The following is a 15,541-nucleotide window of genomic DNA, read 5'->3' as shown; positions in this document are numbered from 1 at the left end:
GGAGAACCTTACGATGTCTAAAGATGAAAAGGATAAGGAATTAGCGGTATCCAAATTATTCACTTCTGATGGTAAGCCCATTCGAGTATTATCTACTTCGCTAGGCATAGCTTTGTTAGCGAATGCTATGTTTATTCCTGGCGGCGCAGGGGCTAGTGCAAATACTTCTGGAGATGAACCACAGCTAGTGTCCTGGTCTACCGAAGAGGTTAAAGCCTATTTTGACAAAAATGTGGATTGGAATATTCCATATCCGGAAGGTACACAAGAGGTAGAACAGGAAGGCCAAGGTGTTGTAACCAATAATGGAACGACGGTAGTGAATAACTATGGTGGATATCATTCAGGTTTTGGTTGGGATGACTTGCTGCTATATCACATGCTGTTTAACAGTGGTGGCAATTACTCTTCCAGAGGATGGTCTAAGGACCGTCCAACTTATTATGGAGGCACGAGAACAACTTATAAGCCGCCTACCTATAGCAGTGAGAAATTCCAGAATAAGAAGGTTCCCGGTTCTGTTGTAAAGCCCAAAACATCGACTTCCTCCACAGGCTCTATTACGAGAAGAGGCTCTTCCTCAAAAAATGGAATCGGTGGCACTTCCAGCGGATTAAACTCTTCGAAGAACTCTAAATCTAGCTCAGGCTCGAAGTCCTCTTCGAGATCAGGCTCAAGTAAGAGTGGTTTTGGCGGATGAGTGAGCAGCAGAGTGTATTTGAAATTCTAGATCAGTCTGAGCTTGAAAGAGGTCCACGGGTCAAAGCGTTATATGAACTCGGGTTCACTTGGGCTGATCTTGAGGATGAAGAGTACTGGTTGGATGCAATTGCTCTAATGCAAAGGGACACTTATAAGGAGCTTGAAGAAGCCTCATCAAAACTCTGGGCCATTCTCGATAAAGCGGTTCGCTATGTTCATCTAAAGCGCGATTTGTATGAACTGCTTGGGATTCCCCCTGTACTTTGGGAGATGCTTGACGGGTGTCCTATGCCAGAAGAAGGATTCATTAGTCGGTATGCCAGATTTGACTTTGCCATAGCCCATGATGGGACGATTAAGCTGCTCGAACTGAATGCGGATACCCCAACAGGTTATGTGGAAGCCTCGATAGCTACACCATGGATCTGTGAGCAAGCTGGAATGCAGAGTCCAAATCAAGGGATGAAGGCACAAGTTGCGGCAGCTTGGCAGGTAGAACGTCCGGATACCGCAGCTTGTGTGGCTTATGGATCTCATCTTGAAGATTCAGGTACGATAGAAGCATTAGTGAAGCACAGTGGTCTCGATATCCAGTGTGTGGATTGTCTTGATCTGTGGGTCGACAACGGAATTCTCAAGGATGGGGAGGACCGTGTGATCGAGCGGATGTTCGCTCTATATCCTAAAGAGTGGATGGCTGTGGATGAAGGCGGTGATGCCCTCGCCTATGCGGTAGAGCAAGGGAATCTTCAGCTCTTTAATGGTCCTCACAGTATATTGCTCCAATCCAAGGGGCTGGTTGCAGCGGTGTGGGGAATGTATGAGCTGGGCCTGCTATTCGACAAGGAAGAGCGAGAGACGATCTCGCGCTATATTTTGCCTACTTATAATAAGCCTGTATTCTCAGGGAACTTTGTGTCCAAATCTGTTTTTGGCCGTGAAGGGGGTTCGGTGCGCATGTTTGATGATAGCGGTGCGCTAGAGCTTGAAGATGAAGACGGTTATGACAGTAGTCAGCTCTTCCCCACTGTGTATCAAAAAAGAGCTGATTTAGCACGGATAACGACATCAGAGGGTGAATTTCATCTGCTGACAGGCATGTTCGTGATTAACGGGAAGCCTTGTGGTATGCTCGGCCGAGCGGGCGGATTGATTACAGGCAATGCCAGTCATTTTATTGCGTTGGGAGTGAGATAATTGGATAAGAGCAAGAAAGCCCGAATCGGAGTCTTATGTATGATGCTTTTGACGGTACTGTTGCTAAGCGCATGTTCCAGTAATCAGGGCAGTGTATTTGATTCAGGAACAGCTCAAACTTCAGATAGTGTAGCACGGGTACCGTGGGACTACCGGGTGGTAGAGAGTACCGTAGGGGATTTAATTGGGAGTGACATGACGGTTTTGCCGGATAATGAACTGCTCCCGAATGATGGGAATTATGCTACTGGCGATAAAATTTGGACACTTCAGTTCATGGACGCCGAGTTAATCACGGATGCTGATCAGAAGAATGAAGTTCGCCTGTCTTCATGGAGCACGATTAAGTCTTATGCAGATGAAAAAACGGCAGCAGAGGATCTTACCAATCTTAAAGTATCGGTAACCACTGATGTTGATCTTGTAGGAGTATACAAGACTAAGTATAAGGATAAGACAAGAAACTTTGCGGTGCTTGAGCTCCCTTCAGGAAATCGGATTAAGCAGCCGATTGATGATGAACGCTATACCGCATTAGAGAAAAAGAAAACCGCTTCCGTAGTCCTTGAGGAAGTACATGATTTTGCCGACTATGATTCGGCTTATGCGAAATTTCGGGGGTGGGCGAAGTGACGATGGTGGTTAATTTGGTAGTGAGTGTGTTTGTGATTATTCTTTTGCAAGTGTTAGGCATGGTGATCTTTGGTTTAATGACTCCGTTTAAAGATATGGAGGAGCTGAAGAAAGGCAATGTGGCTGTAGCTTTGGCTTTAGGCGGCAAGTTTCTGGCAACGGCTATTATTATTGGCGTAGCGGCGTATACGAATACCTCCATTTTGCACATGATCATTTGGTTTGCGGTAGGTTATGTGTGCTTGATAGCGGCTTATTGGATCTTTGAATTGGCAACCCCAACCTTTAAGATTTCAGAGCATCTGGAGAAAGGGAATGTGGCTGTAGGCACTATGCTTTGCTTGGTGTTTATTGGGACTGCATTTGCGATTAGCAGTTTGATTGTTTAGTTTCAACTTGAAATAGGATAAAGACAAAGGTTGCCCCGATCCATCCGTCGAGTGGCAGCCTATATTTCTCGCATAAACGCTTACTGTCCTTAAAGGACGCCGGAGTCATTTTGCTTGATGTGAAGAAGGGGTGGGCAGATGCATCTGTTTCTGAGAATTTCCACCAAGATGATGCGGTTACGTAAACGGACGATAGGGCTAATCATTCTGATCTTTATAGTTCTTAGTGCGTCGATTGCTTACCTGATCGAGCCGGGTACGTTTCACAGTTGGTTTAATGCATTTTATTGGGTCATGACAACGATGGCGACCGTAGGATATGGAGATTATTTTGCAGAGACCGTAGTTGGAAAGCTGTTTACCATGTTTCTATATATCTTTGGTATCGGCCTCCTCAGCTTGGTTATTGGTAAGGTCATTGACTCCATAGCGGAGGTGCAGAGAAGGAGAGGAGCGGGAACGTTGAGCTTTCGGGGAAAGGATCATGTGATTCTGATTAATTGGAGTAAGAAAGCACAAGCTGCCGTAGAGGAGATTCTATGCTATTCGCCGAAATGCCACATTGTCATCATTGATGAGACAGGAAGTCATCCTCTGGAGCATATGGATCAAGTTCACTTTATAAGTGGCGATGCCTCCAGTGATGAGATTCTTCTTAAGGCTAACATCCATGAAGCAAGAGCAGCCATTGTGTTCGGGGACACAAAGATTGATGAAGCATCGCTGATCGACGGCAAATCTTTGTTAATTGCCTCTAGCATTGAGCGCATTGCACCACAAGTACATACGACTGTAGAAATAATGCAAGAGAAGAATATTCAGAATTTCAGGCATGTCCAAGTAAACGAGTTCGTTCTTTCGCATGATGCCATCTCCAGACTGGCTGTTCGTTCTGCACTGCAAGAGGGCAACTCTGAGGTGATAACGCAGCTGCTGAGCCGTAAATATGGTGATGATATTTATGAGATTCCAGTGAATACTACGTGGAAGACTTATGGGGACGCGTTTCAGAGCCTGCTTCTGCAAGGTGCAACCTTATTGGCGGATCGTAGCGATCTAAGTATCAATCGAAAGCTGGATCAGGCTATTCCTAAGGATGCTAGATTGTATGTTGTTTCCGATGAAGCGACGTATCGTAGGATTAAGGGTTAGGTCAGAATTAGATGGAATAGGCGGATTTTCGGGAGCTATGGCTTCGCGGAATTCCGCCCTTTTTTGTTTGCCAAACTTTCCTAAAGGGTAAGAGATACATGATAATATTTACTTTACCTTTGGAAGGAGCCATTGTTAATGAGTGAACATCAAAAAGTGAACGGAAACAGCAAGAATGAGCAACTGGAACAGTTTCGCAGTAAGGATGAAGGTCACACCTTAACAACGAACCAGGGTTTAAAAGTATCAGAGGACGAGTTCTCCTTAAAAGCGGGTGATCGGGGCCCAACCTTACTGGAAGACTTTCATTTCCGGGAAAAAATGACGCATTTCGATCATGAGCGAATCCCTGAGCGAGTCGTGCATGCACGTGGATTTGCTGCTCATGGTGAGTTTGAAGTATATAAATCACTGAAAGAATATACAAAGGCGAAATTCCTTCAAGATCCCTCTGTGAAGACACCGGTATTTGTCCGATTCTCGACGGTAGCCGGATCACGGGGATCAGCCGAGACGGTGCGGGATGCCCGCGGATTCTCTACCAAATTCTATACAGAGGAAGGGAATTACGATTTAGTCGGAAATAATATGCCCGTCTTTTTTATTCAGGATGCGATCAAGTTCCCAGATTTAGTACATGCGCTTAAGCCTGAGCCGCACAATGAAATGCCTCAGGCCGCATCGGCTCACGATACCTTTTGGGATTTCATAGCCAATAACCAAGAATCGGCCCATATGGCAATGTGGCTGATGTCGGACCGCGCTATTCCACGTAGCTTCAGAATGATGGAAGGGTTTGGGGTGCATACTTTCAGGTTGATTAATGAGCAAGGAAAAGCCCATTTTGTTAAATTCCACTGGAAACCGGTGCTCGGTGTACACTCTTTAGTGTGGGACGAAGCTCAGAAAATATCAGGTGCGGACCCTGACTTTCATCGCCGTGATTTATGGGAATCGATTGAAGCCGGCAACTTTCCGGAATACGAATTGGGCATTCAGCTTCTAAGTGAAGAAGATGAATTTAAGTTTGATTTTGACGTGCTGGATCCTACAAAGCTCTGGCCAGAGGAAGATGTACCTGTACAGATTGTTGGGAAAATGACCTTGAACCGCAACGTGGATAATGTCTTCGCCGAAACGGAGCAGGTAGCTTTCCACCCTGGACATGTGGTTCCAGGCATCGATTTCACCAATGATCCACTGCTTCAGGGCAGATTGTTCTCATATACGGATACTCAGCTAATTCGGCTTGGCGGTCCTAACTTCCATGAGTTGCCGATCAATAGACCGGTATGTCCTTTCCACAACAATCAACGTGACGGGTATGGACGGCAGACGATTAATCAGGGTTCAGTGAGCTATCACAATAATTCGCTTGCTAACAATACGCCTGCACCTGCAACAGAGGATGAAGGTGGTTATGTACATTATCAGGAGAAGGTTGAGGGCCGTAAGGTGCGTAGCCGGAGCAAAAGCTTTGAAGACCATTTTTCACAAGCCAAGCTGTTCTGGAACAGCATGAGTGCTCCAGAAAAAGCGCATATTATTGAAGCCTATTCATTCGAGCTCGGGAAGGTAAAGAGTAAGTCTGTCCGGCAGCAGGTTGTAGATATGCTCGCGAACGTTACGTTAGAGCTTGCTGTGCCTGTAGCAGAAGCTATTGGGGCGACTTCACCGAAAACAGGGGGTTCCGAGGTAGCTCAAATCTCCCCGGCACTAAGTCAGGCAAATACGAAGAAGCACCCAAACACACGTAAAATAGGTGTGATTATAGGCGACAGATTTGATGAAGACTTGGTGATGCCTGTTCTGGATACGCTTATGAGAGCCGGGATCCAACCAGAAATAATCAGTGATAAGCTTGGATTTATTAAAGGCTCGAAGGGGACAGAGCTTGAAGTCATTCATACCTTATCCACGACAGATTCGGTGCTCTTTGATGCAATTTATGCAGCTGGTGGAAATTCGGAACATAAGAAATTCCATAAAGATACAGCGCAATTCCTGAACCAAGCCTATTCTCACTTTAAGCCCATAGCGGTGACTACTGAAAATGCTAAACTACTTGAAACGGCCGAGCATAGAAGCAGTCCGGGTGTAATCATTGGAGATGGCGGAGAGGTGTTCGCTGCCAGCCTTGTCGCGGCAATTACTGCCCATCGTTTTTGGGAACGTATGAATGAATAAATAACTGATACAGAGGGGATATCCCGCTCGCCAAAGGCGTAAGGATATCTCTTTTTTGTCCAAGGATAGATACATAACACTCACAGTTTGATTTAACATTTTGTTGTATATTACCGTTATAGATAATACTAGGCAGTAAGCAGAATAGGAGAATATTAAAAGGAGGTGATCACTTGAGGAAAATAATTATTGCTGCACTAGCGATATTTGCAGGCATTATAGGGTTAACGGCATGCGAAAAAACGGCAGTACCGAATCCGTCCAATAGTGTTCATACTAATTCTCCAGCTCCAGTAGATTCGGAAAATGATACTAAGGTAATCCAGACGCAGGAAGTAACTAACTTAGAGCAGTTTATTACCTCGAAACTCACAGGTGAGTACGGTGTATATACTAATTTTATTGAAACAGATCAGTCGGCGGAAGCGGCGAGTGGACACGAAGTTCTGAGTGAATCGGCATCTCTCCGGATGCTGGCAGCTGTGCGTAGCGGCCAACAAGAGAGATTTGCAGAACAATGGCAACTGGCTAAGCAAACTTTTGATATCAACAGTGGTTTCAGCTACCGTTACAGTCCTAAACAGCAGAAGCTATACCCCTTGAATGCTGCCGTTGATGATTTGCGTATGATTCAAGCTCTTTATGAGGCGGGGGAGAAGTTCGGCGATAAACGTTATACAGCTGAAGCGGATAAATATGGCGAAAGATTATATGATTATAATGTAAAAGACGGAAAACTTTATGATTTCTACGATATGGAATATTCTTCAACAAACACATTCGTCACTTTGTGTTATATTAATTTGGGCACTTTGCGAAAAATGTCGATTCCTAGCCAATTTAGTAAGAAACTGACGAATGATTTGAACGTAATATTGGAAAACGGATATTTATCGGATGAATTCCCCTTTTATGAGACACGGTTTAATTATGAGAGCGGAAAATATAGTTCGGAAAACATCAATACAGTAGAGTCGCTTTTATCCATTCTAGCCTTAGCTGAGGTGGGCCAGCAGAAAGCCACCAGCATTGATTTTATCAAGCAACAGGTCGAAGCTGGAACGTTGTATGGGCAATATTCGAGAGAAGGTAAGCCGCTGAACGATATCCGCTCCACAGCCATTTATGCCATTACGGCTATGATCGGCTCAGAAATCGGCGATGAATCTCTCCACCATAAAAGCATTGAAAGAATGAACGAGTTCAGAGTAACAGATGTGGATAGCCCACTGTACGGAGGATTCGGTGATGTCGCTAGCGGCCAAGCTTATTCTTTTGACAACCTGATGGCATTACTGGCCTATGTCTATTAACTTAAACTTATTGTATTGAAGGTGAACCTGCATGATGGACAACACGGTGAAAACACCTCTAAGGCAGGGGATAGCACTTGCTAATTTATCGGTTTCTCCGGCATTTCTTGCTGCATTTGGAGTGCTGCTTATAACCATCATTGCGCTGTTCACAGCTCCGTATGTCGGAGTGGCGGATAACGGTGACTTTTTCCGTAGCATTTATAGTAATGGACTCTATTTCAATCTGCCGGATTATGATAGTCAGTACTTTGGTTATTTTGTGAAGCAATATGGGATCTTTCAATATTTTAATGAGAATGGTGCAATGTTATTTTCTTCTCAGTCCTTATTTATCAAGCTGGCTATAGGACTTAACAAGTTGTTCTTCAGTAGTGAGGTATTCGACATCCGCTTTCAAGCGGCGATTTATACGATTCTTTATGTAATCGCAATTTACTTATTAATAGAGGCTATTACATGGAGGATGTCCCGAAAAAAGGGATTCATTATTGCAGGTATTGCTATTTTTATATTCGGAGATACCGGGTATACGGCTTATTTTAGCTCCTTTTACGGCGAGAGTGTTGTGATGATCACGATGATCTTCATGTTCGCTTCATGGCTGATGTTATATCGAAAAAGATTCAATGACTACGCGATGCTGGCCTTGTTCGTAATTAGCACGCTGATCCTGACTACTTCTAAGCAGCAGAATGCGCCAGTGGGTATGATCATTGCTGTTCTGGCATGTTCATTGCTTTGGATTCGTAGAGACAAGATATTTCGGATCCTGACAATGGCGTCTCTTGCTCTGATGCTGTTCGCAGGTGTGTTCACGTATTTGAATATCTCAAATGAGTTCGTAAACATTAACCAGTTCCATGCCATGACCCGAGGGGTGCTGAAGGAATCACCTGATCCAGAAGCCGCTTTAAAAGCGTTAGGGATGGACGAGCAATTCGCCATTCTGAAGAACAGCATTCACTATGAGAAATACGTGACCATAGACGTGAATTCACCACTTCTCGAGGAGAATTTCTACAGTCGTTATGGATTTGTATCCATCCTTAAATATTATTTAACGAACCCTGACCAGCTTAATTCGATTCTTAATGTAGCTGCTCAAAGTGCATTCTCGATTAAGCCTGCGGCTATGGGGAATTTCGAGCATTCTGTTGGTAAGGAGTTTCGAGCACAGAGTCACTTTTTCACCGGATACAGCCAACTGAAACAAACGCTGGCCCCGCGAACATTCGGGTTCATCTTCCTCTGGATGGTGCTTGTCATCGGTCTCTATATGCCTTCCTTTGTAAAAGCGATCAAGTCCCGTGACTTCAGAGGTGTGCAGCGAATGGTATTGATTGTCGCTTCGATTGGCATTGGGCTTTCAGGTATTTTTGTATCGATTATCGGGGCAGGCGATGCCGATATTTCCAAGCATGAGTTCTTATTTACATTATCCTTTGATTTAGTCACTTTTCTGACCCTATCCAGTGTGATTGGGCGTAGAGTTTCTAAAAACAGCAATCGGGTTAAGCAGGTTAGCAAGAACACCCCTTCTAGCCTGTATACAAAGCCTCAAAAGGATGTGAGTGTGTGAGCATCAGAGGAGTTTTAAACGGAATATTGCTACTGACGTTGACTCTAACAGCCCTTCTGATTCCCGTCACACCTGTCCAATCTGCTGCTTCGCCACAGCAGGTCCTACTACTCTACGACAGCCTCGCTAAGGGGACAACGAAGGAAGGCAACGTGACTGAACTCCAGCGACTGCTGGCGGCCTATTCCATGAAGGTCACACTTAGAAGTCTGGATCAATATGAACAAGGGATGCTGAATCATTACTCTAAAGTAATTATGGTCCGTAATGCAGCGGATATTTTGATTACTAATAAATTTTATGTAGAGGATTGGGAGCATTATCAGGGACAGTATTTGCACATCGGGTACAGTCCTCCAGCCTCGCTGACAAAGAAACTTCAGTTAACCACGGATGTCATGTATGACGCGAATCCAGATCTCCAGATCGGACAGTTCTCGGGAATTTCACTTCAGGTACAGGATATGCTCTATATAGCCGGAAGTCAGGGAACCCAGTCCCTTGGAAAGCTGATCTTCCAGGATGATAGCCTGCAAGTACCTTATGCTGTGAGTAAAGAGGATGCTGCTTATGTTCCGTATTTTGAACAAGGGAATGTCAGTGCACTGGCGATGGGGTATGTTCTGAAGGATTGGCTTCATATCAACACAACGCCTAAAGTGTATCTTGCGATCAAAGAGATCTATCCCTTCTCTGATCTGGGACTGCTGACAGAGACTGCGGAGCGGCTGTATCAAGTGGGGATACCTTTTCTTGCAAGTGTGCGGCCAGTGTTCAGCAATACCGATTATCCGGCAATGCAGCGTTATTTGGTAGCCATCAAAAGAGTGCAATCGAATAATGGCAGCATTCTGGTCAATGCCCCTATTGCGATGCATTCAACGAGTACTAGTAATATGGATCATTCACTTCAGGTGAAGATGAATGCGTTCATTAATCTGCTGGTGCACAACAAGATTGGGCCGCTTGGAATCGGAGCACAAATGCACTGGGCGTATGACAAGGAATACTCGGAGGCGGGGATGGGGTTTTTCGATTCTGTGATACTGTATCCGGATGAAAACGTTGATTATATGGAGCAGAGCGACACCTCCAAGTCCTTTCCATCCTCTTTATATAGTGTGCCGATTGATTTTTTGCAGGATCTGCAAACATCCAATACTGTGATGCCAGAACTGCCGATGGACACGGTAATCACTGTGGATATGCCTAAGGATAAGGAAGAACTTGAGGAAATGCTGAAGATGCTGGAACAATACTGGGTTTCTTTTGCAGATTATAAACAAGAAAGGCATGAGGTTGTTACAGACGTCAATACGATCACTTCATCAGAAGGAGTGATTTCTATTAATGGACAACCCCTGAGTCTGAATTATACGCCAGAAACAGTGAATAGCGATTATCGGTATACAGAAGAGCAGAAGAAGAGCTTTACGACGCTTTTTAATATACAGAATCAGTTCTTTATAGTTGCGATAATGATTTCTCTGTTGCTATTTGGCGGATTAATGATCATCGGATACCGATTGTATAGGAAAAAGTATTTGAAATGAGACAACTAATCGTGATTTGGAGGATCCTATGACGATTTCAGACATACTGATGGTAATTGCAGTGATCTGTATCTGGTCTCTATTGCTGGTGAATGTGACCCTCATTATCGCAGGCTATTTATATTACATTAAATCTGAAAATGAGGACATACCAGAGATAGAGGGCGAATATCCTTTGGTTTCAATTATGGTTCCTGCTCACAATGAGGGGGTAGTAATCTGTAAGACGGTAGAGTCTCTGCTAGCGCTTGATTATCCGGAAGATCGATATGAGATTATTGTGATTAATGATAATTCCTCTGATAACAGTGCTGAACTGCTGGCCGGTATCCAAAACCGAAATCCGGGGCGGCAGCTGATCGTCATTAATACGGATGCGATTACGGGTGGCAAGGGGAAATCGAATGCGCTGAATATAGGCTTCACCCATTGCAAAGGGCAGTTAATTGCGATTTATGATGCAGACAACACTCCTGAAAAAACGGCTTTACGTTATCTGGTCGCTGAGATCATGAATGACTCTAGCCTAGGCGCAGTAATCGGTAAGTTTAGAACCCGTAACCGTAACGCAAGCCTACTTACCCGGTTTATTAATATTGAGACGTTGTCCTTTCAATGGATGGCGCAAGCGGGACGCTGGAAACTGTTCAAGTTATGCACCATTCCCGGCACTAATTTTATTATGCGCAGGTCTATCGTAGAAAGTATCGGTGGCTGGGATGTTAAAGCGATAGCCGAAGATACAGAAATCAGCTTCAGAATATATATGATGGGTTATCGGATCAAGTTCCAGCCGAAATCGGTCACATGGGAGCAAGAGCCACAGACCTTAAAAGTCTGGTTCAAGCAGCGAACGCGCTGGGCTAAGGGCAACATTTATGTCATTGTCAAAAATATCCCTCTGCTGTTCGATAAGTCCGCCGCAAAAGTCCGATTCGATATTCTTTATTTTCTAGCCATTTACTTCTTATTGCTGATGTCGTTAATCACCTCGGATGTGCTGCTCATCCTGCATGCTTTGGGCTATGTACATACTACCATTGCTGGGCTTAGCAATTTCCTCTGGCTGCTCGCCATCATTCTGTTCGTTGTAGGTACTTTCATAACGTTGACGACAGAGAAGGGCGAGATGAGCTTCTCCAATTTATGGATCGTAATGTTGATGTACGTCTCTTATTGTCAGCTGTGGATGGTTGTCGCCGCCTACGGACTATATCTTTATGTCAAAGACCTCATCTTCAAAAGAGAAGCAAAGTGGTATAAGACTGAACGCTATTAATAAAGAACAAAGAAGTAATGTGAGAAATATGTGATCACAGGAGAAACAGAACATGATGATGAAAAAACAAATGGTTATACTGTTAACCTGCCTCTCTCTTTTTCTAATTCAATTGAATGTTGCAGCCGCCGAGGCTCCGCCTCAGGATACTAGATTAACCTACACAACCTCTTTTACAGGAACAGATACTACGTTAAAAGGTTCGAGTGCCCAGCAGCAATATTTTGAGGTCATGGATTATTGGAATGTGGATGAGATCAGAATTAACCTGCACTTTCAAATTTCGCAAATTACCAAGGAGCAGATTTCTAGCATTACCTTAACACTAAATGGCAGCCCATTCTATACATTTAGACCCTCTCTAAAAGATAATGGCGAACAACAACTGGTCCTTCAGGCACCTAAAGGGTTTCTAAAAAAAGGAACCAATACGCTTGGAATTCAGGGCTATTTGCAGTCGAACTATACAGATGAACAATCTTGTTCTGTCGATTATGATTTTGATAATTGGCTGCATCTGTTTAATACATCCAGTATTAGCGTGATGTATGCGCCGAAGCCCTTGACTGGAGGGATTAGTGACTTTAGCGAGCGCTTCTCTGGCGTTGATACCTTAACGAAGAATCATAGTGTGCTGACCGTACCGGATAAAAGCACAGGGGCTGAATTGGAGTCGGCTACTTATGCGCTCTCCGGGCTTGTGAAGGGGAATACATTGGACAATAGAACGATTCCAATGCTTCCCTACCGGTCAGATACGGTGAAGAATAAAGCTGCGGTTGTACTGGTAGCTATGTATGACCGAGTACCAAGTGGGCTAAAGGCTCAGCTAAGCACCTCTGAAGATTTAAGTACACATGCACTGCTGCAGTTAGTGAATAAGGATACTCAGCCGACACTTGTCGTAACCTCGAAGGATGAGAACTTACTGATTAAAGCAGGCCGTTTTGTTGCGAATGAAGAGTTATTGGGTCAAATCAGCAGTGATTTAAAGGTAGTCGATGATGCTACAGAAGTATCTGCACCCCCCCTTTCGATTAGCTCCAATATTACGCTTACAGAGACGGGTGATAAACTCACTGGGGCACGTCATCAGGAGCAGACATACTTTGTTGCATTGCCCTCTAACCGCTCGATTGCAGATTCAGGCAGAATCAGATTGGATTTCCGTTATGCACAGAATTTAGATTTCGACCGTTCATTAGTGACTGTCAGCATCAACAACACACCCATTGGCAGCAAGAAGCTGACCAAAGAGCTGGCGAATGGCGATAAGCTGGATCTTCCAGTTCCCCAAAGCTTGAATATTTCGGGTAATTTCACGGTAAATGTAGCCTTTGATTTGGAGCTGAAGGGAGCCGAATGTACTTTAGATAAGCAACAAATGCCTTGGGCGTATATCAGCAAAGATTCTGTAATGCGTCTTAATACTAAGGATCGTACGGATCTTTTGTTTAATAACTATCCGTATCCGTTCATACGCGACGGACTTTACAATCAAGTAGCAGTCGTTCTACCACAAGAAATGGATGATTATTCATATTTGAGTTTAGCTAATGTATTTAATCTACTGGGAAAATACGCTAGCGGAAATATAGGCAACATTCAGTTCTACACGGATAACATTAGCGCTGATCATTTGAAGAATAATAATGTTATCGCCATAGGTACGTATAAGAATAATAAGATCATCCGTGATCATAATGATAAGCTCTATTTTCAATATAACGGGAACGGAACAGCGATTCGCTCCAATGAGAAGATGAGTATTGAAGATCATTACGGTGCTCAAATTGGTACACTGCAGCTGATTGAATCGCCATTTGAAGCGGGACGGGGGTTGCTTGCTGTTACGGGAGCCCACTCTGAAGAGTACTATTTGGCGTCGAAGTTGATCGCAACAGAGCGGGATAAATGGAAGGTGTTTGGCGATGGGGTAATCGTTGATAAGGACGGTAATGTCAATGCGCACCGTTTCAAGATCATTACTGGAGCAGCAGAGGATTCCGTGGTTAAAAAAATAGCGGAACGAACGGACGTGCTGAGTTTCATTATCGTAATTGTGCTGGTGCTGACACTGGTGATTCTATCGCTGATCCTGCTGCTTCGTAAACATATGAAGAAACGTGGTGATAAGCGTGAGACGTAATCGCAGCGGTTTAGTTTCGGATATCGCTCTCTTATCGTTCCTGGTGCTTCTTTTTATTTGTATTGTCTTCATTTCAGGGGCACCCGATGATTATATCCAGAATATTATTATTTTAAATGTGGCTTTTATTCTGGCGATTGTTACTTATTTTACAACGGTGACTGCAGGGTTGGTCTTGAACCTGGTGTTTATATTTGCTTATGGCTTCTACACGATGTATCAGACGATATCTTTGGGAGAGACAATTGGACTGAATACTTACTTCTGGCTAATTATGACCCCATTGTTAACAGTGGTACTGTGGATATTTACACTAAGCAATCGTGAGCTGCAGGCTGAGAATCAGCGTTTGGAGAATAAGACTGCCAATATGGCCATCATCGACGAGAACACAGATCTGCGTAACAGTATTTCTTTTCAGAAGGATGCCGCTTTATTTACAGGCATTTCTACTCGATATCAGATTCCACTCACACTGCTTGTAGTGAAAGTGAAATACTGGAATGAGATTAGACGTATTATTCCCGAAGATAAGCTGGCTGAGGCCATTCATGACGTGTCTCAGCTCAGTCAGGCCAGCATTCGTACCAATGATGCACTGTATCTGCTGGACAAAGATGACGCAACATGGGGCCTTCTGCTGTTCACCGACAACGATGGAGCAAAAATCGTGATCGAGCGGATTAAATTGAAGCTTCAAGAGCTTAATGACACTGAATTTGTCAAAAAGTATAAAGTTAGCCTCGGTCTCAAAATAGGTGCTGTAGAATATCAATCCAGCACTATTGAGAATCCGTTAGATTTTATTGTTCAGGCTAAAAAACAACTGGAGTATGATGTATAAGTCAGTTGAACGTAAGGGAATATAAGGAATATCGGATAGTAGTTGACTTTACATGTCGATTTCACGTATGATGGAGTGGTGGTCTAAATCGTAAGATTTACGAATTTTCCTACGTTTATTAGGTTATACTTATAGATAAACCTACAGATCATTTGGTTAATTTACCATAAAGGCTCCACTAATTTGTTCAGAAGGAGGACGATCAGAATGAGAGAAGGCATACATCCAAAGTACAACAAGGTTATTTTCATGGATGCAAGCGTAGGCTTCAAATTCTTGAGTGCATCTACAAAATCATCCAATGAAACTATGGAATGGGAAGATGGTAACACTTATCCTGTTATCCGCGTGGACGCAAGTTCCGCATCCCACCCATTTTACACTGGTAAACAAAGAGATACAGAACAAGGCGGCCGTGTTGACAAGTTCAAACAACGTCTTGCACAAAAGAAATAAGCATTCATACGGTTTAAAAAGGGACAACCCATTTAGAAGCGATCGCTTCAGGGATGTCCCTTTTTTGTGTTCAGACATGTTAGAATGAAATGGAATTGACAAATT

13 protein-coding genes are annotated in these 15,541 nt (G+C 43.8%); all 13 read left to right on the top strand.

Going from position 1 to position 15,541, the window contains the following annotated elements:
• Positions 1-13: 13 nt before the first annotated feature.
• The 13 genes from H70737_RS28525 to H70737_RS28465 all read left to right on the top strand — a co-directional run bounded on the left by H70737_RS28525 (position 14) and on the right by H70737_RS28465 (position 15,436).
• Complete coding sequence (locus tag H70737_RS28525) at positions 14-700, top strand: hypothetical protein (protein ID WP_042192777.1); 687 nt, start codon at positions 14-16, stop codon at positions 698-700.
• The gene (locus H70737_RS28520) at positions 697-1,899 is read left to right on the top strand and encodes a glutathionylspermidine synthase family protein (RefSeq protein WP_042192775.1); all 1,203 of its coding nucleotides are present in this window, start codon (positions 697-699) and stop codon (positions 1,897-1,899) included. Before H70737_RS28525 ends, H70737_RS28520 begins: the two co-directional genes overlap by 4 nt.
• 39 nt (positions 1,900-1,938) lie before the next feature.
• Positions 1,939-2,532 (top strand): hypothetical protein, encoded by a 594-nt coding sequence (locus H70737_RS28515; RefSeq protein WP_179085796.1) that lies wholly within the window; start codon positions 1,939-1,941, stop codon positions 2,530-2,532.
• A complete protein-coding gene (locus tag H70737_RS28510) occupies positions 2,529-2,921 on the top strand; it encodes a DUF350 domain-containing protein (protein ID WP_042192771.1) in 393 nt (130 codons plus the stop codon). Before H70737_RS28515 ends, H70737_RS28510 begins: the two co-directional genes overlap by 4 nt.
• Before the next feature lie 138 nt (positions 2,922-3,059).
• Positions 3,060-4,073: a potassium channel family protein gene (locus tag H70737_RS28505; protein ID WP_042192769.1), complete on the top strand. Its 1,014-nt coding sequence runs from the start codon at positions 3,060-3,062 to the stop codon at positions 4,071-4,073.
• Positions 4,074-4,211: 138 nt separating this feature from the next.
• Complete coding sequence (locus H70737_RS28500; RefSeq protein ID WP_042192767.1) at positions 4,212-6,260, top strand: catalase; 2,049 nt, start codon at positions 4,212-4,214, stop codon at positions 6,258-6,260.
• A gap of 173 nt (positions 6,261-6,433) precedes the next feature.
• Positions 6,434-7,573, top strand: a complete 1,140-nt coding sequence (locus H70737_RS28495) for a glycosyl hydrolase family 8 (RefSeq protein WP_042192765.1) — start codon at positions 6,434-6,436, stop codon at positions 7,571-7,573.
• Between the two features lie 31 nt (positions 7,574-7,604).
• Positions 7,605-9,155, top strand: coding sequence for a glycan biosynthesis hexose transferase WsfD (gene wsfD, locus H70737_RS28490; protein WP_052404456.1), 1,551 nt, complete (start codon positions 7,605-7,607; stop codon positions 9,153-9,155).
• Positions 9,152-10,708: a hypothetical protein gene (locus tag H70737_RS28485; protein WP_042192763.1), complete on the top strand. Its 1,557-nt coding sequence runs from the start codon at positions 9,152-9,154 to the stop codon at positions 10,706-10,708. The genes wsfD and H70737_RS28485 overlap by 4 nt, the downstream gene beginning before the upstream one ends.
• A 28-nt stretch (positions 10,709-10,736) precedes the next feature.
• Positions 10,737-11,987 carry a glycosyltransferase family 2 protein gene (locus tag H70737_RS28480; protein WP_042192761.1) on the top strand — a complete coding sequence of 417 codons (1,251 nt, stop codon included), beginning with the start codon at positions 10,737-10,739 and terminating at the stop codon, positions 11,985-11,987.
• A gap of 52 nt (positions 11,988-12,039) precedes the next feature.
• Positions 12,040-14,136, top strand: a complete 2,097-nt coding sequence (locus H70737_RS28475; RefSeq protein ID WP_052404455.1) for a cellulose biosynthesis cyclic di-GMP-binding regulatory protein BcsB — start codon at positions 12,040-12,042, stop codon at positions 14,134-14,136.
• Entirely contained in the window at positions 14,126-14,980 is an 855-nt protein-coding gene (locus tag H70737_RS28470; RefSeq protein WP_042192759.1) for a diguanylate cyclase domain-containing protein, read from the top strand. The genes H70737_RS28475 and H70737_RS28470 overlap by 11 nt, the downstream gene beginning before the upstream one ends.
• A gap of 207 nt (positions 14,981-15,187) precedes the next feature.
• Entirely contained in the window at positions 15,188-15,436 is a 249-nt protein-coding gene (locus tag H70737_RS28465) for a type B 50S ribosomal protein L31 (protein ID WP_042131530.1), read from the top strand.
• Positions 15,437-15,541 lie beyond the last annotated feature (105 nt).

The organism is Paenibacillus sp. FSL H7-0737, from assembly GCF_000758545.1.
Taxonomy (GTDB): Bacteria; Bacillota; Bacilli; order Paenibacillales; family Paenibacillaceae; genus Paenibacillus_AQ.
The sequence above is the reverse complement of the archived record's forward strand: the minus strand, read 5'-3'. Positions and strand labels throughout refer to the sequence as shown.

Excerpts from the sequence above, each read along its gene's own strand:
- wsfD (WP_052404456.1), top strand. The coding sequence starts at position 7,605 with ATGATGGACAACACGGTGAAAACACCTCTAAGGCAGGGGATAGCACTT.
- H70737_RS28525 (WP_042192777.1), top strand. The coding sequence starts at position 14 with ATGTCTAAAGATGAAAAGGATAAGGAATTAGCGGTATCCAAATTATTC.
- H70737_RS28515 (WP_179085796.1), top strand. The coding sequence starts at position 1,939 with ATGATGCTTTTGACGGTACTGTTGCTAAGCGCATGTTCCAGTAATCAG.
- H70737_RS28480 (WP_042192761.1), top strand. The coding sequence starts at position 10,737 with ATGACGATTTCAGACATACTGATGGTAATTGCAGTGATCTGTATCTGG.
- H70737_RS28465 (WP_042131530.1), top strand. The coding sequence starts at position 15,188 with ATGAGAGAAGGCATACATCCAAAGTACAACAAGGTTATTTTCATGGAT.
- H70737_RS28505 (WP_042192769.1), top strand. The coding sequence starts at position 3,060 with ATGCATCTGTTTCTGAGAATTTCCACCAAGATGATGCGGTTACGTAAA.
- H70737_RS28475 (WP_052404455.1), top strand. The coding sequence starts at position 12,040 with ATGATGATGAAAAAACAAATGGTTATACTGTTAACCTGCCTCTCTCTT.
- H70737_RS28520 (WP_042192775.1), top strand. The coding sequence starts at position 697 with ATGAGTGAGCAGCAGAGTGTATTTGAAATTCTAGATCAGTCTGAGCTT.
- H70737_RS28500 (WP_042192767.1), top strand. The coding sequence starts at position 4,212 with ATGAGTGAACATCAAAAAGTGAACGGAAACAGCAAGAATGAGCAACTG.